Raw genomic sequence first — 21,369 nt, forward strand, 5'->3', positions numbered from 1 at the left:
AAGGTGAGCAACTACCAAGCGTTGTCGGTGATTTAAAAGGTCTGATGTAACAGGGGTGTGTTTATCGATGGCTGCGGTCAAGACAGGGTTATCAAGGAAACTCTTAGCCAGAGTGTTGTCAGTGTACTTTTCTCTCACGCTGCTAGTGACGGTAGGACAGATCTTTACAGAATACCTCAGCACGAAAAATCACGTTGAAGGCGAGCTTCAAACGCTAAAAAACACCTTTTCTTCTAGCCTGACCCGCGCTTTGTGGGAACTTAACCACGACCAAGTGCGTGCCATCGCCGAAGGCCTTATGTCATTGCCTATTGTTGAAGGGCTTCAAGTTCGTGGTGAAAACGGTAACTACATTGCCGAGTACGGCATCCGTGCTCAGCGCTCTCCTGCTCCGGTTGACCGTGAAATAATTGAAGATCATCCCGGCGGCGTATTTAGCTACAGCTTCCCACTAGTATTTAAATTCTCAGGTCGCGAATCTACGGTTGGCGACGTTACCTTGTATTCTAGCTTTGATACTATTTTTAGCCGTATTGAAGTAGGCGTATTTTTTCTTATCGGTAATGCGTTAGTAAAAACCACCTTTCTGGTCTTCTTGTTCATGACCGCATTTCGCACCATGCTTTCTGAACCGCTGCAAACCATTACCGAGCAAATGGGTAATTTCGATCCTCAGCACCCAGAAGAGAGCAAACTCAGCATAAAGCTCGATGATGACAACGAGCTATTACAGCTTAAGGAATCTTACAACCACGTTATTGACGACCTGATTATTTCAAACAATAAGCTGAAAGACGCGCAGAATGAACTCACTCTTGCCAACAAGAAGCTAGACGACCAAAACCTGATTTTAGAACAAGAAGTGGCAAAGAAAACAGCGTCGTTGTCTCAGATCATGCTCGACTTAGAGCAGCAAAAAGACGAGCTTATTGCCCACCAGCGAGAGCTTCGCCAGGAAAACGAAAACCGTCAGTATATAGAAGCCGAACTGCGCAAACGTAACCAAGAGCTAGCCAGTTCGATGGATACACTTCATCAAGCGCAAGAACAATTAGTCGAGTCGGAGCGCATGGCGTCGCTTGGCGGTCTGGTGGCCGGTATCGCGCATGACGTAAACACGCCATTAGGCGTAAGCGTGACCGCAGCCAGCTTTCTACAAGAGCGACTTAACAATTTAAAGACCGACTTCGAAGATAAAAGCCTGACCAGTAAGAACATGGCAAGCTTCATCGATGAAGCGGAACAAACTGCACTATTACTTTTAAATAACCTGGAGCGCGCATCTGATCTCATCGCCAGCTTTAAACAGGTGGCCGTTGACCAGACCAGTGAAACCGAGCGCGAATTTGTGTTGGGCGACTATATTAACGAGATCATTCAGTCGCTTAAGCCCAGTTTTAAGCATACTGAACATCAAATTAACGTATCCTGCCCCGACAATTTAGTTGTGACCTGTGCACCTGGCGCCATCGCTCAAATCGTTACCAATATGGTGGTTAACTCAATTACGCACGGCTTTGAAAGCAAAGCGGCCGGCTCTGTAACACTAGATGTAAAAGAAGATGGTAATAATGTTGTGATCCACTACCAAGATGACGGAAAAGGTTTAAGCGAAGAAGAGCTCAGTAAGTTGTTTGATGCCTTCTTTACTACCAAACGCGGAGAAGGTGGTAGCGGTCTAGGCACACATATTATGTACAACCTGGTTACACAGTCACTGCATGGACATATAGAGGCCGACAGTACGCTTGGCAACGGCTTACAGTACACCATTCGTTTTCCGAAAAAGAGTGCTTAACCTTTCTTGCCACTATCAATCTAAGGTGCCCGCTTTCTAGGGCCTTTTATTCAATTGCACCGCGAGTCTTACGTTGGTAGGCTTGCGCCCTATTTTTATCAAGAGAATGCTTACACTATGTGGTTTAAAAATGTAAAAGCCTATCAAATTACTCAGCCGTTATCGCTAGACGAGGGCGATTTAGAACGTGCCCTTAACGAACACGCTTTTCGCCCATGCGGCAGCCAGGATTTAGCAACCATGGGGTTCGCCTCTCCGTTTTCTCAGGCGGGTAAGCAAGGCACCATGTTCCATGTTGTTCAACAGCGTTTTTGGATAACCCTAAAGAAACAGGAAAAGATCTTGCCCGGCGCAGTGGTAAATGCCGAGCTTGACGAAATGGTGGCCAAAATTGAAATGGAAACCGGTTCGCCAGTAGGTAAAAAAGCCAAGGCAGATCTTAAACAAGAAATTCAAACCCGCTTGCTGCCCCAGGCATTTACGAAAAACACCTACACTCACGGCTTTATTTCGCTTGCTGACAACTTAGTCGTAGTAGACGCATCATCTGATGGCAAAGCCGAAGCCTTTTTGGCCATGGTAAGAAAAGCCATAGGCTCACTTCCAGTAGTGCCATTTACGCGTAGAAGCCTTCAAAGCGAGCTTACGCACTGGGTTACTGAGTCAACACCAGAAGGTGTAGGTCTACTTGAAGAAGCTGAGCTTAAATCTACCGATGACACGGGCAGCGTTATTCGTTGTAAAAACCAGCCGCTAGATAGCGAAGAAATTAGTATTCATTTGGATGCCGGTAAGCTGGTTCAAAAGGTTGCATTCGAATATGCAGAGACGTTGACGGCTATTATGTGTGAGGATGGCGCCATTAAACGCGTTAAGTTCACCGATCGCATTAAAGAAGAAACTGACGATGTGCCAAAAGATCAGGTTGAAGCGCGCCTTGATGCAGAGTTCGCGCTTATGTCAGCCGAAATTTGTACACTGCTTAACTTCCTTCGTGGTGCGCTTAATCTTAACGACGATAGTTTATAAACTTATGGCAAATAAATATTAAGCCGATGAGAAAGATAGCCTAGCGCTATCGAAAAGCCTAATTACCTTGGGGTAGTTAGGCTTTTTATTAGGCTCTGTTAATTAACTTGCTTGTTTGAACTGGCAACCGTCATGTAGCGCAAATACTTCTTAGCTTTTTTCCTAGCCTTTTTCCTAACCCTTCTCCTATCTTTTGCAAGAAAGTTGCCCAACCGCTTTAAGTGGGATAGTGAATAACCACAATAAAGCGCGTTTCTCCTACTTCATCTCGATAACCGTGGGGCTGGTCTGCGCGCAATATACATTGCGCTTGCGCTTGATAGGTTTGCCATTGACCATCTTGCAAAACCCCTAACTTTCCTTGTAGTACGTGAATATGTTCGGTGACGCCTATTTGATGCGCCGAAGAGTGCTGCTCATGAAAGTCCGTTAAGCATAGTTCAAACATTTCAAACTGGGTGGCTGAGTTAAACGGAAATAGCGTTTTTATGGTTACGTTTGGGTCGTTAGCGAACTTGTTATCGGCACGTTGGGACGTAGGTGCGGTTTCATCACCTGACAAGAAAGAAGAAAAAGAACACGCAAGACCGGTTGCTATCTTCCACAAGGTAGCGATTGTGGGGCTGGACTCGCCTCGTTCTATTTGCCCCAACATGGCTTTAGACACTCCCGTCAACTGTGCTGTTTTATCAAGGGAAAGCCCCCTAGCTTTACGAACAGACTGCAGGTGCTGTGCAATACTTCTTGAAATAGCAGAAGGCTGCGCATTTGCTTTTGTCATGTAATGAAGGCCTTTTATTTTGACGCTGAGTTTAATAAACCAGTTGTGCGCTATAACGCACAGATGTTAAGTTAACTATTGTACGTTATAGCGCACAAAAAGGTAGAGTAGCACATTCGATAGACACTAAAAGCGTGTTTCATCGCTCGGTCGATTCCAAATCGAAATTCCATCACGAGGGTTTTCATGAGCAAGTGGAAGTTAAGTCATATCAGCGCAGGGCTAACCGCGGTTACAGTAGGTTACAGTAGTTCTGTTGTCATTATCATTGATGTAGCGCGTAAAGCCGGCGCCAGCGACGACATGGTAGTGAGTTGGTTGTTGGCGCTTGGGCTCGGTATGGGCATTACCTGCATTCTGTTTTCGTGGCTATCCAAACTGCCCGTTGTTACCGCTTGGTCTACCCCTGGCGCGGCCTTTTTGTTAACCAGCATCGGTGAGTACCGTTTAAGTGAAGCCATTGGTGCATTTATACTATGTGCCTTGCTTTCTCTTGTAACAGCGCAAAGCCGTAGCCTGCTTAAACAAATAAGCCGGATTCCTCCAGCAATCTCATCGGCGCTTTTAGCCGGCATTCTCTTACCTATATGCCTTGCGATATTCAGTGATGTTAATGACGCGCCGTACTTAGTTGCGTTATTTATCGCGGCTTATTTAGTAGGAAGCCGACTATTTCCCCGCTATCTTATGCTGTTGTTGCTGGTCATGTCGGTGACCATTAGTTTGTTTATGAGTAGTGCAGATGGTGTAGTTGCTTTACCAAGCGACTCACCAGGGCTGTCATCAATGTTCACCCTGCCCGAGCCTATTTGGGTAACGCCCACTTTCTCACTGAGTGCTGCCATTGGATTAGCATTTCCCCTTTTTCTTATCACCACGCTTTCTCAAAACTTGCCAGGCATAGCTATTCATCACGCCCATGGCTATACGCCCGACCACAAGCCAATTTTGTCAGGCATTGCCATTGTTCAAGCCTTATTAGCACCTTTCGGTGGTTTTTCCTTTAACTTAGCGGCGATAACGGCAGCGCTATGCATGGGTGAGCAAGCGGATAATGAAAAGTCGCAGCGCTATAAAGCCGCTATAGCAGCGGGGGTGGCGTATTTGTTCATGGGGCTATTAGCGTCTGTGGTCGTTGCGCTATTTGTGAGTATGCCCAGTATCATTATTCACCTGCTTGCTGGACTAGCCTTATTAGCTACGCTGCAAGGAGCGGTGGTTCGCGCTATGGAAGTAGAGCACCACAGGGCTCCTGCGTTGCTTACCATGCTGTGTACGGCGTCAGGGTTTAGTTTATATTCCATGACCTCAGCGGTTTGGGGATTGGGGTTAGGTTTATTGCTGCTTTACGTTCAAAAGAAGCCTGTTAGCGCGTAGCAGCATTTGTTTGCTTTGTGCTGTTTCATTGTCAGCTTTCCATTTGTCAGCTTCCCCTAACGAAAAGGCCGGTACTGAAGTTGTGCTTCAGTACCGGCCTTTGCAGTATTTTGTAGCTTAAAATACTTACAAGAAGATTTGCTTCGCTGCGCTTGCAAGCTCTTCAAACTCACCAGAGTGAAGCTCGCCCATATCTTCAACCACACCGCGCTGAATAGCTAAGTTTAAGATCGCATCTTTTTGACTGTCTACCGCACCTGAAACTGCAGCGCCAACACGAACGAAATCAATGTAGGTTAACTCTTCTGGCATGTAGCTTAGGTCTTTCCAATTTTTTGAAACATTAACGAAGGTTTCTCCGAAGCCCCACTCTGTCATAATACTTGCACCAATACGGCCAGCTAATTTATCGATTGCCACTTCAAGGAATGAAGGGTTCGCAAAGACTTCAGGGTGACGCTCAGCCTCGGTCAAAATAGGCAGAACACCAATGTTGTGAACCAGTGCCGCTAGTGTCATGGTATCCATGCTCATTTCACGCTTTTTGGTACGCGCTATGTAAAGCTGAAGCACCGCCATAGAGTTAGCCACGATATTAACTGTATTTGCCCACTCTTGTTGTAAATAGCGTGCAACTACATCGTTTTTAGAGACGAATAATTGCTCCATAGCGAGTGCAGTAGAGATGTTTTTAATTTGGCGTAAACCAATTCGTGTAACCGCTTGGCTGATAGAAGTAACTTTTACGCTACGTCCCATATAAGCACTGTTCGCAATTTTGATCATTCTTGCGCTAAGTGATGGATCTTGACCAATCACATCACCCATCGCGTTTAAGTTAATATCGGGATCGTCTGCCGCTTTGCGGACTTTCAATGCAATAGCAGGAAGCGTGGGAAGGACGAGTGTGTCATTGTTAATTTTTTCAACCAAAATGGTTGAAAGCGCGTTCTGTGTAGACATATTTCTACCCTTAGAAAGTTCCAAATAGCCTCGTGAAGGCGATAGGTTGCTTTACCAGTTAATCATCTCGACCACCAGCAAAACTGATGACTAAAATAGATTCGATGTTTGTACGTTGCATTCCGTGCGTTAACTTACATAGGCCTCTATGCTTCACGCTAAAATACAAACCGTTTATTGTTTTATTATGGTATTTCTATCACCATACTATAGTAGCGCTTTAGTTTCGACCAACTAAAAAAATACAGTGTCGATGCGAATCATTAGCAACGGCAGAACCACCAGAGCTTTTTTTAAAGTATAGTCAACTGGTAGCAAACCACTATTGATATTAAGCAAATATTTTTCATACTTTTGTATTAAATCAAAAGCATAGCTATAGTGAGCTATCTATTCACCGCCCCGCATACTGTAAATCAATGCGGTTAAACCACACGGTAAGAGTCATTATGAAAAAAACAATTACAACTTATTCTCCTATTGCAGCTGCAGTAGCGGGTTTATTTATGCTGACCGCGTGCAGCAAAAACGCCGATACAACACCAACTCAAACAGCAAAGCCTGAAACCGCTTCCGAGCAAACCTTACTTGTTGATGAGTCTCGCTTGTCTATTTATCACGGCGTAGATCTTACCAGCGATTTGTCACACCTTAGTGACAATCAACACAAAATGCTTTCACTGTTAATTGATGCATCGAAAATTATGGACGACTTGTTCTGGAAACAAGCGTTCTTTGAAGATAAAGATGCATTTCTTTCGTCAATTAGTGACGAAAAAGTTCGCCACTTTGCAGCGATAAACTATGGACCTTGGGATCGCTTAAATGGCGATACACCTTTTTTAAGTGGCTATGAAGACAAATCGCTGGGCGCTGAGTTCTACCCCCATGATATGGAAAAAGAGGAATTTGCCACGGCAGATTTTGGCGACAAACAAGGCCTTTATTCCATGGTGAAGCGCGATGAAGCGGGCAACCTTTATTCGGTTCCTTATTCTGAAGCCTTTAAAAGCGAATTAATGAAGGCGTCTGACTTACTTAAAAAAGCGTCAGAGCTTGCTGAAGATGAAAGCTTTAAACAATATTTGCAGCTGCGTTCTGAAGCCCTACTATCAAACGACTACCTGGCTTCTGACATGGCGTGGATGGATATGAAAACCAACCCTGTTGAGCTGGTTATCGGTCCTATTGAAAGCTACGAAGATCAGCTCTTTGGCTATCGCGCAGCGTTTGAAGCCTATGTACTCATTAAAGATTTAGCATGGAGTGAAAAGCTAGCTAAATACGCGGCCTTCTTACCTGAATTACAGCAAGGCCTTCCGGTTGCTAAGGCATATAAAGCGGAAATGCCAGGTTCTGATGCAGACCTTAACGCTTATGATGTTATTTATTATGCCGGCCACTCTAATGCAGGCAGTAAGACCATTGCAATTAACTTGCCCAATGACGAGCGAGTACAGCTAGAAAAAGGTACCCGCCGTCTGCAGCTTAAAAACGCAATGCGTGCAAAGTTCGATACAATTTTGGTGCCTATTGCGGATACGTTAATTGTACCAGAGCAACGTGAACACATTACGTTCGACGCCTTTTTCGCGAACACCATGTTTCATGAAGTGGCACACGGTTTAGGGATTAAGAATACTCTAGATGGTTCAGGGACTGTGCGCGGAGCACTTAAAGAGCATGCGTCGGCTCTTGAAGAAGGCAAAGCGGATATTCTAGGTTTGTACATGGTACAAAGTCTTCTTGAAAAAGGTGAAATCACTGAAGGTACACTAGAAGATTATTACGTTACCTTTATGGCTGGCATCTTCCGTTCTGTGCGCTTCGGCGCAAGCTCTGCACACGGAAAAGCGAACATGATCCGCTTTAACTTCTTTGCCCAGCAAGGCGCCTTCGAGAAAACAGAAGACGGCATGTATCGCGTAAATATGGAGAAGATGGGCGCCGCAGTAGAAGCACTATCTGAACTAATCCTTACGTTACAAGGTGACGGCGATTACGATGGCGTAGCGAAGCTAGTAGAAACTATGGGTGTAATTAAACCCGATCTTGCTTCAGATTTAGCGCGCCTAGAGGCAGCGAGCATTCCGGTTGATATTCACTTCAACCAAGGTAAGAAAGTACTGGGGCTTGCTAACTAAGTAAGTACTGTACTCATAAAATAAAAATGCCGCCCTGAGATAACTATCAAGGGCGGCATTTTTGTATTCCTATCTTTCCACGCTACTCTACGTGTTGCTTCATATTTTCAGTGTAAGGAGGCCAGCCTAGCGGTTTGCCTGCCAACACGTGAAGGTGAATGTGATATACCGTTTGACCACCGTATTCATTACAGTTCATTACCGTACGAAAGCCTTGGTCAGCAAACCCTTGCTCCTTTGCAATTTTTGCTGCAACAAATGACAAGTGCCCCACCACTTCGCGATCTTCTTCGGCTATATCGTTTACCGTTGCAATTTGCTTTTTCGGAATAACCAGAAAGTGAGTCGGTGCCTGAGGGTTTATATCTTTAAACGCCAGCGCCAATTCATCTTCGTACAATATGTCCGCTGGAATTTCCTTGCTGATGATTTTATCAAATATTGTTTCTGCCATATCTCACTTCCCTTACCAATTAGGTGATTACCAATTATGTTAGCGGTGTTAAAACATTTGCCTGCGAACATAATTAAAAATTAAGTGCTATTGTGCGGCGCTGGGGCACATTCTCATGCGAATAACCCCCTCATACGAAAACCCCTCATACGAAGAATAGCGCCCTTTTTCTTTACTTAAGCGAAAACAAACCACAGTAGTATTACGCCCAACGCCAAGCGATAGATAACAAAAGGCAGCATGCCGATACGCGATATCCAGCTTAGGAACAAATAGATACAAAGGTAGGCGCTTACGAATGAAAACGCCGCGCCATAAAGCAACGCATACCAGTCTACCGCTTCGTTGGCATTAAGCAGGTCGAGAGTGGCTAAAAGCCCCGCGCCTAAAATAACTGGAATAGACAGCAAAAAGGAAAAGCGTGCACACGCTTCGCGCTTAAGGCCTAACATCAAACCTGCGGTCATCGTAATACCTGAGCGAGATGTGCCAGGAATGAGTGCCAATACTTGGGCTAACCCGATATAGATGGCTTGCTTAAGTGTCAGTCCTTCTAGCTCTTGTTCGCGTTTTGCAGTGGCATCGGCGTACCATAGCAGCAAACCAAAAATAATAGTGGTACCCGCTATTACCAGCGCCGTACGTGCGTTTTCTTCTATCCAGCCTTTCATTAAAAAGCCAATAATAACCGCTGGAATAGTCGCCACAATTACGTACCAAGCAAGTTTGCTGTCGGTAGATTGTTGCTTGCTAAACCCTTGTGTTACCCATGCCACGGTCATCTGCCCTATTTCTTGGCGAAAATAAATCATTACCGCTAGAAGGCTTCCCACATGTACAGCAACGTCAAACGCTAAGCCCTGACTTACCCACCCAAAAAGTTCAGCGGGCAACAATAAATGCCCAGAGCTACTAATGGGAAGAAACTCAGTAACGCCCTGAATAATTGCTAGAATAATAATTTCGAAAAGTGTCATTCCTTTGCTTAACTCCAAGTAAAGTCAATTGGCCATAATTGCTGTTTCTGTTTATCAAAGTTTTGCCACATTTTGGCATAGGTTTCTTGCGTTTCAGGGTGAATGTCGTTGGGAACAAGTTCAGCTAACGGCCACAGCACAAACGCGTTGTAGCAAATCTCTTCGCGAGGTAAAACCACAGGGGTTGTAGTTACCTTACTATCATAGGTAAGCAAGTCGAGATCAAGGGTTCTGGCACAGAATTTTTTGTCTGTATGCACCCTGCCATTGTCTTTTTCAATGGCTTTAAGAATTGCGCACACCTCTTCTATACTTTTTGACGTCGTCGCACGGGCAGCAGCATTATAAAAAGGGCTGCCGTTAAAGCCCACCGCTTCGCTTTCGTAGACCGAAGACACTGCAACATCTGAGAAGTGTTGTTTTAGGGCAACCAAAGATTGCCTTGTGTAATGCTCGCGCTCAATATTAGAGCCAATGCTGATTAAGATGGTGTGTTGTGACATTAATTGCGCTCTTTACGCATTTCAACGGCAACGGTTTGCGCATTGGGAAGAATATTAGGCTTAACAATTTTAAGCGTTATTGACGCAACGGTGAAATTATCAAGAACGGCGTCCATCACTTTATTACCTAAAGCTTCAAGTAGCTCAAATGTGCTTTCTTTGCCTAATTCTACAATACACTCTGCCACTTTTGCATAGTCTACAGTGTCTGCAACATCGTCGCTTTGCATCGCAGCGCTTAAATCAACATCAAGTGTTACATCAAGAAGTAGCTGGGTGGTTCTTACTCGCTCCCAATCATAAACACCAATCAGGGTGTCTACTTCAAGCCCTGTTATATAAATTTTTCCCATGGAATTTTTCATCTTGTACTGTTATCAAACCAGTTTATCGCCGTTTTTATTAGCCCTACTACTGGTCTTACTACTGCGCTTTCACCCACATATTGCTGGTAAACGGTGGTATATCGCGTTTGGATGGAGTAGCTTTACGCTTGTGTGGCACAACTATACCGCTGTATGACAACTGGGAGCAACCAAGGTTTCACAATTTAATGCGACTAAAGCCCATTGAACTTGCACACACCAAATTTAACGTAATAAAAGGCAATATTTTTAATAATTAGAATGACAAAATGATTTCGCTAACTCTTTTGATGATCGCTGTTGCCTATCTTTTCGGTTCACTTTCAAGTGCTGTGGTTATAAGCCAGCTGTTTGGTTTACCAGACCCACGAACCGCCGGCTCTAAAAACCCAGGTGCTACCAATGTGTATCGACTGGGCGGTCGTGTTCCAGCACTCCTCGTGCTTGTCATGGATATACTAAAAGGCACTATTCCCGTTTACGGCAGTTACTTTCTGGGCATAGAGCCAATCATGTTAGGCGTCATTGCTATTTTCGCGTGCTTGGGGCATATTTTTCCGCTCTATTTTGGTTTCAAAGGTGGAAAAGCCGTCGCCACTGCGTTTGGCGCTATGCTCCCTATAGGCCTCGATTTAGCAGGTTTGCTTATTTTGAGTTGGGTAGTAGTGGTGTTTCTTACGGGCTATTCTTCATTAGGCGCGCTTATCGCAGTATCTCTTGCGCCGTTATTTACATTTTTGATTAAGCCTTTATATACCGTGCCCGTGGCAATGCTTTCGCTGCTTATCATTCTACGCCACAAAGACAACATTGCCCGTCTTTTAGCGGGCAATGAAAGTAAAGTATGGGATAAGGGAAAAGTTAAAGAGTAAGCGCCTTTTCCAGCACATCTAACTTACCATCTATTGGCGTAACCGGCGCAATGCCAAGTATTTTGGCCAACGCAGGATAAACCTCCAGGTTGCTAAACACAGGTAGGGTGGTATTCGTTTTAAACGCAGGTCCCACTGCTACAAACGTCGCCCCCATATCAGGCAGCGTGTTCATGTAGCCATGCCCACCTTTACTAATATGCATGCTGTTGGCGTTTTTAAAGCGTGCTGGCGGGGCTATCTCAATAATGATGTCACCGGTTCTATTTCCCACTTCCATATGTCGCTCAGCGCGCTGGGTATCGTTAAGCACAATGTAACGGTTTTCGGCTATATGGGTAAGACGTTCTGTTTCTTCGGTGATTTGTTTATCGTTCACGCCCACTTTGGCGTAAAGATGAACTTGCGCTCCTTCATTTTCAATAATGAAGCTATCAGGTATAGATAAAGACTCAACTTCTATAAGCTGACTTTCATCAATGGGGGTCATGCCGTGGTCCGACACCACCACCAAGTTTACCGGCAAATCTAATGCGTTAATGCGTTCATAAAGTTGACCAATAAGCGCATCCACTTCCTGCACCGCATCATTGGTTTTGTCGGCAAAAGGTCCTTCGTCGTGTCCAACCGAATCGGTAAGCGAGAAATAACCCGCAATAAAGCGAGGGCGCGACACCTCAGGCAGTTTCAACCAAGTTATAATTTGATCTACCCGCTGCTGGTAATCGGCGTATTTAGAGTAGTGATAGAAGTAGCTAGGCAAGGTACCTGATATGCGTGAATCAGACTCTGGCCAGAAGAAGGTAGCTGCCTTCATGCCATGATATTCCACTAAGTTCCATAACGGCGTTGCCGTAATCCACGTGCTGTCCATGCCGCCGTAACCCAGCTTGTACTGCGCGTAGCCTTCTTTCGTTGGGCGAGACTTATCAAAAAATCGATTGTTCACGATGCCGTGGTGTTTCGGTAATAACCCAGTGATCAGTGAAATATGGTTGGGAAAAGTATTTGAAGGATAAACAGGGGTCATAGACGACGCTCTTACCCCTTTCTTTGCAATAGCACCAAGGTGTTGCGCGTTGTGTAATTCGATATAGTCGTGGCGAAATCCATCAAGAGAAATGAGCACGACATACTGATCTTGCTGCGCTTGCTTCAGGCCTTTTACAAAGTCATTCAAGGGTGCTTTGCTTGATGCAAATGCATTGGACGCAGTGAGCGCTGCAAAGGTAAGCGAAATAAATAACGACAATGCTAAATAGAATAGCGGTGCATTTTGTTTTGTTCCGTCTGTTGCTAAGCGCATGGTGTTTAACGTCCTTACTCAATGTTCATTTTAGTAAAACAAAAGGCAATGGAATGCGCTCCCATTGCCTTCTATTTATGCTTTTTTGTTTTACCTGCTTGCTATGCTCAATATTTCCCCAGTGAACTTAGGGAAGACATAGTAGCGTTTACAACGAGGTGTGGCGCCTAATTACCGGTTTTTTATGAATACCTAAATCGCCGATAAAGTATCAAGGGGCCAGCGCGGCTTGGCTTGTGAAGACAAGGCCAAGGTTTCCCCAGCTTTCAAACGCTGCATGCCCGCATAGGCAATCATGGCACCATTGTCTGTACAATACGCTAAGCTAGGATAAAACACCTCACCTTTTAGCTCTTGCATCAGGGCTTTCATCTCACTGCGCAACATTGTATTTGCACTTACGCCGCCAGCAATAACCAAACGCTTCATGCCAGTCTGCTTTAATGCTCGCTTACATTTTATAATAAGCGTATCAACTACTGCTTCTTGAAACGCGTAGGCAATATTGGCTTTAATTTGCTCAGCATCACCACCAGTTAGGTCAGCATCGCGAATGGTGTTCGCCGCAAAGGTCTTTAAACCACTGAAACTGAAATCTAGTCCTGGTCTGTCGGTCATCGGGCGAGGAAACTTATAGTGTCCCGCTTCTCCCTTTTCAGCCAATCTTGCTAAAAGAGGGCCGCCTGGGTAATCAAGGCCAAGTAACTTGGCGGTTTTATCAAAGGCTTCACCAGCGGCATCATCAATAGACTCACCAAGTACTTCATATTGACCAATGCCTTCGACTTTAACTAGCATTGAGTGGCCACCTGAAACCAATAAAGCAACGAAAGGAAATTCAGGAGCGTCGTCTTCAAGCATAGGCGCTAATAAATGCCCTTCCATATGATGAACGCCCACTGCTGGCACATTCCACGCGTAGGCCAATGAACGCCCGACAGACGAACCCACTAACAATGCGCCCACTAAACCGGGGCCTTGGGTAAAAGCAACGCCGTCGATCTCTGATGGTTGGGTGTTAGCGTCTTCCATAGCCTTTTCAATTAAAGGAATGATCTTTCTCACGTGGTCCCGTGACGCAAGTTCAGGCACAACACCACCGTAGTCTGCGTGCAGCTTTACTTGGCTATATAGTTCGTGCGACAGCAACCCTTTTTCATCGTCGTAAACGGCGATGCCAGTTTCGTCACAAGATGTTTCTATTCCTAAAATACGCATGGGGAGTAACCCTTTTACTACTAACTTCAATGCTTCGTTTTTGGATTTGCTGTCGTCTTTTTATCACAACACGTGTTCACACAATTGTTGAGAACCATAATGACTAAGCAAATATCAAAAACTGAGAAAATAATTCTGGCGATCTGATGCGATCATCTTTATGATCCCGCCGCGATCATAACACTACCCTAGTCAGGATCATCTGATTCCACACTTTTGATCACCATTTTTCAAAAGGGAATTGAGCTAGAAAACATTCTGAAAAGGGCGCTTATACAAGCCGAGTTAAACAACACGGTGCTTAACGAGCGCAGAGTTTACCTTTAATCCTGCATTCATGGAATGCCAGTGAACAGGTAAATGAACGGTAAATGCACAATATTGGCTATTTTTTGGCAATTCATCCTTTACTTTCTCTGTAGATATGATTAGAATTTCGCACCATTTTTAACCCGGGTGGCCTTTTTAGCGCACAATTTTACCCGGATTTACACAGTAAAAGTTTTGAGGTGAGTGTTTAATGCCTATCGTTAAAGTTAGAGAAAACGAGCCGTTTGATGTGGCGCTGCGTCGTTTTAAGCGTTCTTGTGAAAAAGCAGGTGTTCTTTCTGAAGTTCGTCGTCGTGAATTCTTCGAAAAGCCAACTTGGGAACGCAAGCGCAAGAAAGCTGCCGCTAAGAAGCGTCATCTTAAGAAGCTAGCTCGTGAAAACGCACGTCGCGTAAAACTCTACTAATATAGGGTTAAGTAACGAGTCTGAAAGGTGTTGCAATTGCAGCACCTTTCGCGTTTCTGGGCCTCTATTTTTTGGCCTTATTCTTATCGACTCCATTTTTTCCTTTTCAAATGGTTGCATTTGATTTTCAACCTGGGGCTTAATAATACCAGTCCGCATAGATTATTACCTTCTGGGTGGGCAATGACCTATGCGTATTGGTATCAGCTCAATCTACTAATAAAAAATCAGGAAACATCATGGCACTAATTGATGATTTAAAAGCAGCGCAAAAAGATGCGATGCGTGCAAAAGAAAAAGTACGTCTTGGTACTATTCGTATGGCAATGGCTGCCATTAAGCAAAAAGAAATCGATGAACAAATTACGCTAGACGATAGCGCAATCTTAGCGGTACTAACCAAAATGGTTAAGCAGCGCCAAGACGCGGCTGCACAATATGACGCAGCAAACCGCGACGACCTAGCTAGCAAAGAACGTGAAGAAATCACTTACATTGAAGATTTCTTACCTCAGCCTTTGACTGACGATGAGCTAAATGCACTTATCGACGAAACCATGGCTGCGACTGGAGCATCGGGTATGCAGGATATGGGTAAAGTCATGGGCGCCTTGAAACCTAAGGTTCAAGGCCGCACCGACATGGGTGCTTTGAGTGCAAAAATTAAGGCGCGTTTGAACGCTTAAACTCTGCCCTTTCGTAAAAGAGAAGCGTGTAGAAGGTGTGCATTGTCACACCTTCATTGTTCTCATTTTTACACTTCCCTGTTAAAGTAGATTACTGTTTTCATAATGTTGTAGCCTGTCGCTTGAAGCGCAGTTACGGCTTGTGCTTTTCTCATTCTTTTTGAACTGAATCTTTTTTAACTAACCCTTTTTGAAAGTACCCTCATGGCTGGAAAGATACCTCGCGATTTTATAGACGACCTGCTGTCACGTACCGATGTGGTAGAAGTAGTAGATAGCCGAGTTAAACTTAAAAAAGCAGGTAAAAACTACCAAGCGTGCTGCCCTTTTCATAACGAAAAGTCGCCATCTTTCACTGTTAGTCAAGACAAACAGTTTTACCACTGTTTCGGCTGTGGCGCTCACGGTAACGCTATCTCGTTTATTATGGAGTTCGACCGCTTAGAATTTGTCGAGGCCATTGAAGAGCTAGCGCGCTATCACGGGCTTGAAGTCCCCCGTGAAAAGGGCAGTCGCCCTGCCATGAGCGAAGAGAAAAAGCAGCAACAGCAAGACGATTATGCAGTCATGGAGCAAGTTGCGCGGTTCTTCCAGCACCAGTTACGTCAAAATGGTAATAGCAAAAAAGCCATCGACTACTTGAAAAACCGTGGATTAAGCGGCGATATCGTTAAGCAATGGGAAATTGGCTACGCGCCAGACAGTTGGGACGCGTTGCTAAATACCTTTGGCAAAGATCCACAGCGCATCAAGCAACTGGTCGATTTAAAGCTGGTCAATAAAAACGACCAAGGGCGTACCTACGACTTCTTCCGCGACCGCATTATGTTTCCTATCAGGGACAAACGGGGTCGTGTTGTGGGTTTCGGCGGCCGAGTATTAGATGACGGCGGCCCTAAATACTTAAACTCGCCAGAAACCCGCATTTTCCACAAAGGCAGTGAGCTCTTTGGCTTTTATTCTGCCAGACAAAAAAATCGTAGCCTGGATACCGTCGTTATTGTAGAAGGCTATATGGACGTAGTGGCGCTAAGTCAATTCGACATTAATATTGCTACTGCTGCGCTAGGTACAGCTACCACACCTGAACATATTCAAATGCTGGTTCGCGCTACGTCTCACATTGTATGCTGTTATGACGGTGACCGCGCAGGGCGTGAAGCTGCATGGCGCGCGTTAGAAAACGCCCTGCCCGCGTTAAAAGACGGCGTACGTATTTCGTTTTTATTCTTACCCGACGGCGAGGATCCTGACACTATGGTGCGTCAGGTGGGGAAAGATGCGTTTATGGAAATGCTAGATGATGCTATGCCGTTATCCCGCTTTTTCTTTGAAAACTTATTAAAGACTCACAATGTGGGCACGCCGGAAGGTAAAATTGCCCTTAAGAAAGCGGCAATGCCGCTTATTGAGAGCACATTAGGTGATGATCAAAAGCAAATGCTGCTGGAAGAATTAGCCAAGCACACTGGCGAGTTTGACCGATTTAAACTTCAGCAAGATATCACCAAAGCCAATCAAGGTTCGAAGCAAGCTTATTCTCCGAATCGCAATCAAGTAAACAAGCCTAAACTATCACCGCTTCGCATGCTGATACGCTTGCTGCTTGATAAACCTGAATTAGCCACACTATGTGAAGACGTTCAAATTGATATTTTTGCGGGCAGCAACGCTGCTGGCATGGATTTATTACGCGATGTGCATCGCTATTGCGTGAGTCACCCTCAAGCAAAAACCGCGCAGCTTGTTGAAAATTTCCGCGACCATCCCCATTCTTCTACTATCGCGAAATTATTGTTACAAGAACACTTGGTTAAAGACGAGGATGCTGAACGGGTTTACAACGACAGCTTCGCTCGCTTACTGGACGGGCATTTCGATAGCCGCATTGAAACCTTAATTTCACGCTCGCGGGTTCAGCCGCTGACACAGGCGGAAAAACAGGAATTGAACCTGCTTATGAGGGAAAGACAGAAGAGTTAACCTTGGGCAAACTGACCTAGAGGTTAGACTGTTCTTCTGTAGGCTTTTGCATAAGGCTTTTTTTAAACGCTTATGTTAGTGAGATTGAGTTAACGAGATTAGTTTAGCTAGAATACGCGCTGTAAGTATGCGCTGTTTTGTAGCTTAAAAACACTGGCTAAAAAATCGGCCATCAATCTGGTAAAACCACCGTTTATTCTGCTATACTGGCTAATTCGCTGTGGGCACAGATAAACGTGTCTCATTCACTATAAAGTGAACAAAAATACAGCAGCACGAGTAGCAAAGATATAGCCGAACATAACGGGCAGATCCGAACCCGAGCAGATGTGCATCGCAACATAATGGTTTAGACCAGCGTGGCATCGAGCATTAACGGCCTTGATACAAAAGCAGTACTACAGCAGAACGGGGAACATACCTAGACGTATGTTGTCTTTTCTATTGCAAACTAATTGAATGTGAGAAGTGTAGGTTATATGGCGCAAAGCAAGCAGTCTCAGATTAAACTCCTGATTGCAAAAGGTAAAGAGCAAGGTTACTTAACCTTTGCAGAAGTAAACGACCACCTGCCGCAAGATATTGTCGATTCTGATCAAATCGAAGACATAATCCGCATGATTAACGACATGGGAATTCAAGTTTCTGAATCAGCTCCTGATGCAGACGAACTTCTCATGCAAGAAGCGAATGCTGATGAAGATGCTGCAGAAGCGGCAGCTCAGGCACTAGCTACTGTAGAAAGTGAAATTGGCCGTACGACTGACCCAGTTCGCATGTACATGCGTGAAATGGGTACGGTTGAACTTCTTACTCGTGAAGGCGAAATTGAAATCGCTAAACGAATTGAAGATGGTATCAACCAGGTACAATGTTCAGTTGCTGAATACCCAGAAGCTATCACTTATCTATTAGACCAGTGGGATCTTTACGAAGCAGAAGAAATTCGCTTGAGCGACATCATCTCTGGCTTTGTTGATCCTAACGATGAGCAAGACCTTGCTCCAACGGCTACTCACGTTGGTTCTGAATTATCTGAAGAAGAGTTAGATGATGAAGACGACGATGAAGATGATGACGATAGCGACGAAGACGATAGCGGTGTTGACCCAGAGTTAGCCCGTGAGCGTTTCACTGAGCTTCGTGAGCAATACCTTAAAACTCGTGAAGTTATCGAGAAGAAAGGCCGAGCTCATGCTGACTCTCGCACGCAAATCAATGCATTAAGCGATGTTTTCAAAGAATTCCGCTTAGTTCCAAAACAGTTCGATCGCATGGTTAAGAACATGCGTGAGATGATGGACAAAGTGCGTATTCAAGAGCGTCTAGTAATGAAGTTCTGCGTAGTTAACGCAAAAATGCCGAAGAAAGACTTCATCAAAGCATTTGCGGGCAACGAAACGTCTAATGCATGGTTACATGAAGCAGTTAAATCAGGTGCACCATACGCCGCTGACCTTGCTGTAAATCAGGAAGAAATTGAGCGCTGTATTAGCAAGATGAACCAAGTTGAACAGGAAACTGGCTTGGTGATCGCAGATATCAAAGACATCAACCGTCGCATGTCAATCGGTGAAGCGAAAGCACGCCGCGCGAAGAAAGAAATGGTTGAAGCTAACTTACGTCTTGTTATCTCAATTGCTAAGAAGTACACCAACCGTGGTCTTCAATTCCTAGACCTTATTCAAGAAGGTAACATTGGTCTAATGAAGGCGGTGGATAAGTTCGAATACCGTCGTGGTTATAAGTTCTCAACTTATGCAACGTGGTGGATTCGTCAGGCGATTACTCGCTCTATTGCTGACCAGGCGCGTACTATCCGTATCCCTGTTCACATGATTGAGACGATCAACAAGCTTAACCGTATCTCTCGTCAAATGCTTCAGGAAATGGGTCGTGAGCCTACCCCTGAAGAGTTGTCAGAGCGCATGTTAATGCCTGAAGACAAAATTCGTAAGGTACTTAAAATTGCTAAAGAGCCAATTTCGATGGAAACCCCTATCGGTGATGATGAAGATTCACATCTTGGCGACTTTATCGAGGACAGCACGATTATTCAGCCCCTCGACTCAGCAACTGGCGGTAGCTTGAAAGATGCAACGCAGGAAGTACTAGCAGGCCTGACCGCCCGTGAAGCAAAAGTACTTCGTATGCGCTTCGGTATCGACATGAATACTGACCACACCCTTGAAGAAGTAGGCAAGCAGTTTGACGTAACCCGTGAGCGTATTCGTCAAATTGAAGCGAAAGCACTTCGCAAACTTCGCCACCCTAGCCGTTCTGAGCAGCTACGCAGCTTCTTAGACGAATAGAAAAAGCATTGCTTTGACTAAAAATCCCCAGCCTTGGCTGGGGATTTTTTGTGCCTTCGTTTTATTCAATACCCCGTTAACTTGCGCGGCACGACTTGTTGTTTATGTTTATTGCGCCCACAAAAAAGCCTCCTTTCGGAGGCTCTTAATAGCTTTTGACAAACTAGTGCGTGTTACACTCTAAATTGCTTCGCAATTGATTCTAGGTGTTGTGCAAGGTCTGCAAGCTCATTACACATGCTGCCTAGTTCACCCGAACGGCTAGCTGTCTGCTCGGTGCGCTCATGAATTTCATCAACGTGACGTACAATATCAACCGCTACGGTGCGCTGGTCTTCGGTATTGTGCGCGATTTGCTCGTTCATTTGATTGATGCGCCCAATAGTACTGGTAATGGTTTCTAGACTGCTTCCCGCTTTATTAGCCGTTTCTACGCTGCTAGTTGCTTGTTCAGTACCACGAGACATTACCTCTACCGCTGAGTGAGCAGCATTTTGAAGCTGTTCAATAGTACTTTGAATTTCTTCCGTAGACTGCTGTGTGCGCGATGCTAGCGTTCTCACTTCATCTGCGACTACCGCAAAGCCTCTACCCTGCTCACCTGCTCTTGCGGCTTCAATGGCGGCATTTAGTGCTAACAGGTTGGTCTGCTCTGCAATACCTTTGATCACATCCAGCACCGAGCCAACTTTATTAGAATCAGACTCTAAACGAGCTATAACGTCAGCGGTTTCGCGTACGTTCTCAGCAAGCTGCTGAATACTGGTAACGGTTTGCTGTACGATTTGACGTCCTTCTCTGGCCGCTGTTGTCGCTTCGTTAGCGTCGCTTGCCGCCTGCGCTGCGCTATGTGCAACACCGTCAACAGAGCCACTCATCGTATCTACCGCACGCTTAGCATTGGTTGCAGACTTTTGCTGTACATCAATGGTGCGCTGGGTTTCTTCCGTTACACCGCGTAAGTTCTGCGCTAGGTTTGATAGCGGTAAACTCGCTTCTACCACATCACGCACTACGCCTTGCAGTTTGTCCATGAATTGGTTGAACCAATACACCAACTCGCCAATTTCATCTTCGCTTTTGGTTTCTATGCGAACCGTTAGGTCACCGTTTTCTTGAGCAATATCTTTAAGGGAACGAACCACGTCATCAATACTTTGCTTAATGCCGCGAACAATAGGTACCGCTGTTCCAAACAGCAATATAGTCACAACCACGGCTAAAATGACGCCTGTGCTAATTAACGAGGTATTGGCACTGTCTGTGTTTTTAAATGCTTCTTCAAATGCCGCCTGTTGAGCATCACGAAATTGAGACATCGCAGCGATGGCACCATCGTATGACTGATTCATTTGGGCTGAGAGTTCGCCTAAGCGACTGAAGTCGGCAGTGCCGTTGACCATAGACTGTGATACGTCGTAGGCAACATCGAAATAATTATCAAAGCCTGAGGAGATGCGGGAAATTTCACTACGAAACTCAGGGCTAATAGAAGCAATTTGGTTTAAGCCGCTTTTTGCTTCTTCGGCGAGCTCTTGCGCCATAGTAAGGGTGTCTTCATCACCAGTGGTCACTGCGCTCGCAAGGGTATCGCGAACCTTTTGCATATCAACCAAGGTCGATGCTGATAGTTGAAGGGCAGGAAATTGAACTTTCTGAACTTTTTCTAGCGTTGCACCATTATTGAGTGCGGTATAGACAGTGATAAGCAAGTAAATAATAAAACTTAGCGCTGCGATCCCCGGAATGAGGAAAATCTTTGTCGCAATTGGCATTTTTTTTAGAAAGTTCATCAGCTATCCCACTGTTTTTTATAATTGCTTAACTACGTTTCAGTTTCACCTGAAAAAACATCATATCTAATT

Annotated in this window: 18 protein-coding genes; 9 read left to right on the forward strand and 9 right to left on the reverse strand. The window is 45.0% G+C overall.

The genetic code is table 11. The features are described 5' to 3' along the window. The first annotated feature begins 67 nt into the window (after window positions 1–67). Together MHM99_RS07300 and rdgC are read left to right on the forward strand one after the other, a co-directional pair. On the forward strand, window positions 68–1,798 hold the full coding sequence (locus MHM99_RS07300) for a HAMP domain-containing sensor histidine kinase (protein ID WP_202941179.1): 1,731 nt from the start codon (window positions 68–70) through the stop codon (window positions 1,796–1,798). A gap of 117 nt (window positions 1,799–1,915) precedes the next feature. Further along, window positions 1,916–2,827 carry a recombination-associated protein RdgC gene (rdgC, locus tag MHM99_RS07305; RefSeq protein WP_014948279.1) on the forward strand — a complete coding sequence of 304 codons (912 nt, stop codon included), beginning with the start codon at window positions 1,916–1,918 and terminating at the stop codon, window positions 2,825–2,827. 217 nt (window positions 2,828–3,044) lie between these two features. Here the strand turns inward: rdgC and MHM99_RS07310 are convergent, their stop codons facing one another. Then, window positions 3,045–3,608, reverse strand: coding sequence for an XRE family transcriptional regulator (locus MHM99_RS07310; protein WP_049587056.1), 564 nt, complete (start codon window positions 3,606–3,608; stop codon window positions 3,045–3,047). Between the two features lie 186 nt (window positions 3,609–3,794). Here MHM99_RS07310 and MHM99_RS07315 point away from each other — a divergent pair, with 186 nt between their 5' ends. Next, complete coding sequence (locus MHM99_RS07315) at window positions 3,795–4,985, forward strand: benzoate/H(+) symporter BenE family transporter (protein ID WP_049587052.1); 1,191 nt, start codon at window positions 3,795–3,797, stop codon at window positions 4,983–4,985. Window positions 4,986–5,111: 126 nt separating this feature from the next. Here MHM99_RS07315 and MHM99_RS07320 read toward each other — a convergent pair whose 3' ends face one another. Next, a complete protein-coding gene (locus MHM99_RS07320) occupies window positions 5,112–5,948 on the reverse strand; it encodes an HDOD domain-containing protein (protein WP_049587051.1) in 837 nt (278 codons plus the stop codon). Window positions 5,949–6,397: 449 nt separating this feature from the next. On the opposite strand from MHM99_RS07320, the gene MHM99_RS07325 reads away from it, so the two are divergent. After that, on the forward strand, window positions 6,398–8,092 hold the full coding sequence (locus tag MHM99_RS07325; protein WP_049587050.1) for a Zn-dependent hydrolase: 1,695 nt from the start codon (window positions 6,398–6,400) through the stop codon (window positions 8,090–8,092). Between the two features lie 82 nt (window positions 8,093–8,174). Here MHM99_RS07325 and MHM99_RS07330 read toward each other — a convergent pair whose 3' ends face one another. The 4 genes from MHM99_RS07330 to folB form a co-directional block, all read right to left on the reverse strand. Continuing rightward, complete coding sequence (locus MHM99_RS07330; RefSeq protein WP_014948274.1) at window positions 8,175–8,546, reverse strand: histidine triad nucleotide-binding protein; 372 nt, start codon at window positions 8,544–8,546, stop codon at window positions 8,175–8,177. Between the two features lie 176 nt (window positions 8,547–8,722). Continuing rightward, on the reverse strand, window positions 8,723–9,523 hold the full coding sequence (locus tag MHM99_RS07335) for an undecaprenyl-diphosphate phosphatase (RefSeq protein WP_049587049.1): 801 nt from the start codon (window positions 9,521–9,523) through the stop codon (window positions 8,723–8,725). Between the two features lie 8 nt (window positions 9,524–9,531). After that, a complete protein-coding gene (gene folK / locus MHM99_RS07340) occupies window positions 9,532–10,026 on the reverse strand; it encodes a 2-amino-4-hydroxy-6-hydroxymethyldihydropteridine diphosphokinase (RefSeq protein WP_049587047.1) in 495 nt (164 codons plus the stop codon). Further along, complete coding sequence (gene folB / locus MHM99_RS07345) at window positions 10,026–10,379, reverse strand: dihydroneopterin aldolase (RefSeq protein ID WP_049587066.1); 354 nt, start codon at window positions 10,377–10,379, stop codon at window positions 10,026–10,028. Before folB ends, folK begins: the two co-directional genes overlap by 1 nt. Window positions 10,380–10,660: 281 nt before the next feature. Between folB and plsY the strand changes: the two genes are divergently transcribed. Continuing rightward, window positions 10,661–11,263, forward strand: a complete 603-nt coding sequence (gene plsY, locus MHM99_RS07350) for a glycerol-3-phosphate 1-O-acyltransferase PlsY (RefSeq protein ID WP_014948270.1) — start codon at window positions 10,661–10,663, stop codon at window positions 11,261–11,263. On the opposite strand, the gene MHM99_RS07355 is transcribed toward plsY, so the two are convergent. Next, window positions 11,253–12,569, reverse strand: a complete 1,317-nt coding sequence (locus tag MHM99_RS07355; protein WP_049587035.1) for an ectonucleotide pyrophosphatase/phosphodiesterase — start codon at window positions 12,567–12,569, stop codon at window positions 11,253–11,255. The two genes, plsY and MHM99_RS07355, sit on opposite strands and share 11 nt — an antisense overlap. A 192-nt stretch (window positions 12,570–12,761) precedes the next feature. After that, entirely contained in the window at window positions 12,762–13,787 is a 1,026-nt protein-coding gene (tsaD, locus tag MHM99_RS07360; protein ID WP_039224515.1) for a tRNA (adenosine(37)-N6)-threonylcarbamoyltransferase complex transferase subunit TsaD, read from the reverse strand. 520 nt (window positions 13,788–14,307) lie between these two features. Between tsaD and rpsU the strand changes: the two genes are divergently transcribed. From rpsU to rpoD, 4 genes are all read left to right on the forward strand, one after another. Continuing rightward, complete coding sequence (gene rpsU, locus MHM99_RS07365) at window positions 14,308–14,523, forward strand: 30S ribosomal protein S21 (protein WP_012517258.1); 216 nt, start codon at window positions 14,308–14,310, stop codon at window positions 14,521–14,523. Between the two features lie 239 nt (window positions 14,524–14,762). Beyond that, window positions 14,763–15,209 carry a GatB/YqeY domain-containing protein gene (locus tag MHM99_RS07370; protein WP_012517256.1) on the forward strand — a complete coding sequence of 149 codons (447 nt, stop codon included), beginning with the start codon at window positions 14,763–14,765 and terminating at the stop codon, window positions 15,207–15,209. Between the two features lie 204 nt (window positions 15,210–15,413). Further along, window positions 15,414–17,192 carry a DNA primase gene (dnaG, locus tag MHM99_RS07375; protein WP_049587032.1) on the forward strand — a complete coding sequence of 593 codons (1,779 nt, stop codon included), beginning with the start codon at window positions 15,414–15,416 and terminating at the stop codon, window positions 17,190–17,192. Window positions 17,193–17,671: 479 nt separating this feature from the next. Further along, a complete protein-coding gene (rpoD, locus tag MHM99_RS07380) occupies window positions 17,672–19,504 on the forward strand; it encodes an RNA polymerase sigma factor RpoD (protein WP_014948265.1) in 1,833 nt (610 codons plus the stop codon). A gap of 173 nt (window positions 19,505–19,677) precedes the next feature. Here rpoD and MHM99_RS07385 read toward each other — a convergent pair whose 3' ends face one another. Then, entirely contained in the window at window positions 19,678–21,297 is a 1,620-nt protein-coding gene (locus MHM99_RS07385) for a methyl-accepting chemotaxis protein (protein ID WP_049587031.1), read from the reverse strand. Window positions 21,298–21,369: the final 72 nt, after the last annotated feature.

The organism is Alteromonas sp. MmMcT2-2 (genome assembly GCF_022348305.1).
GTDB lineage: Bacteria > Pseudomonadota > Gammaproteobacteria > Enterobacterales > Alteromonadaceae > Alteromonas > Alteromonas macleodii.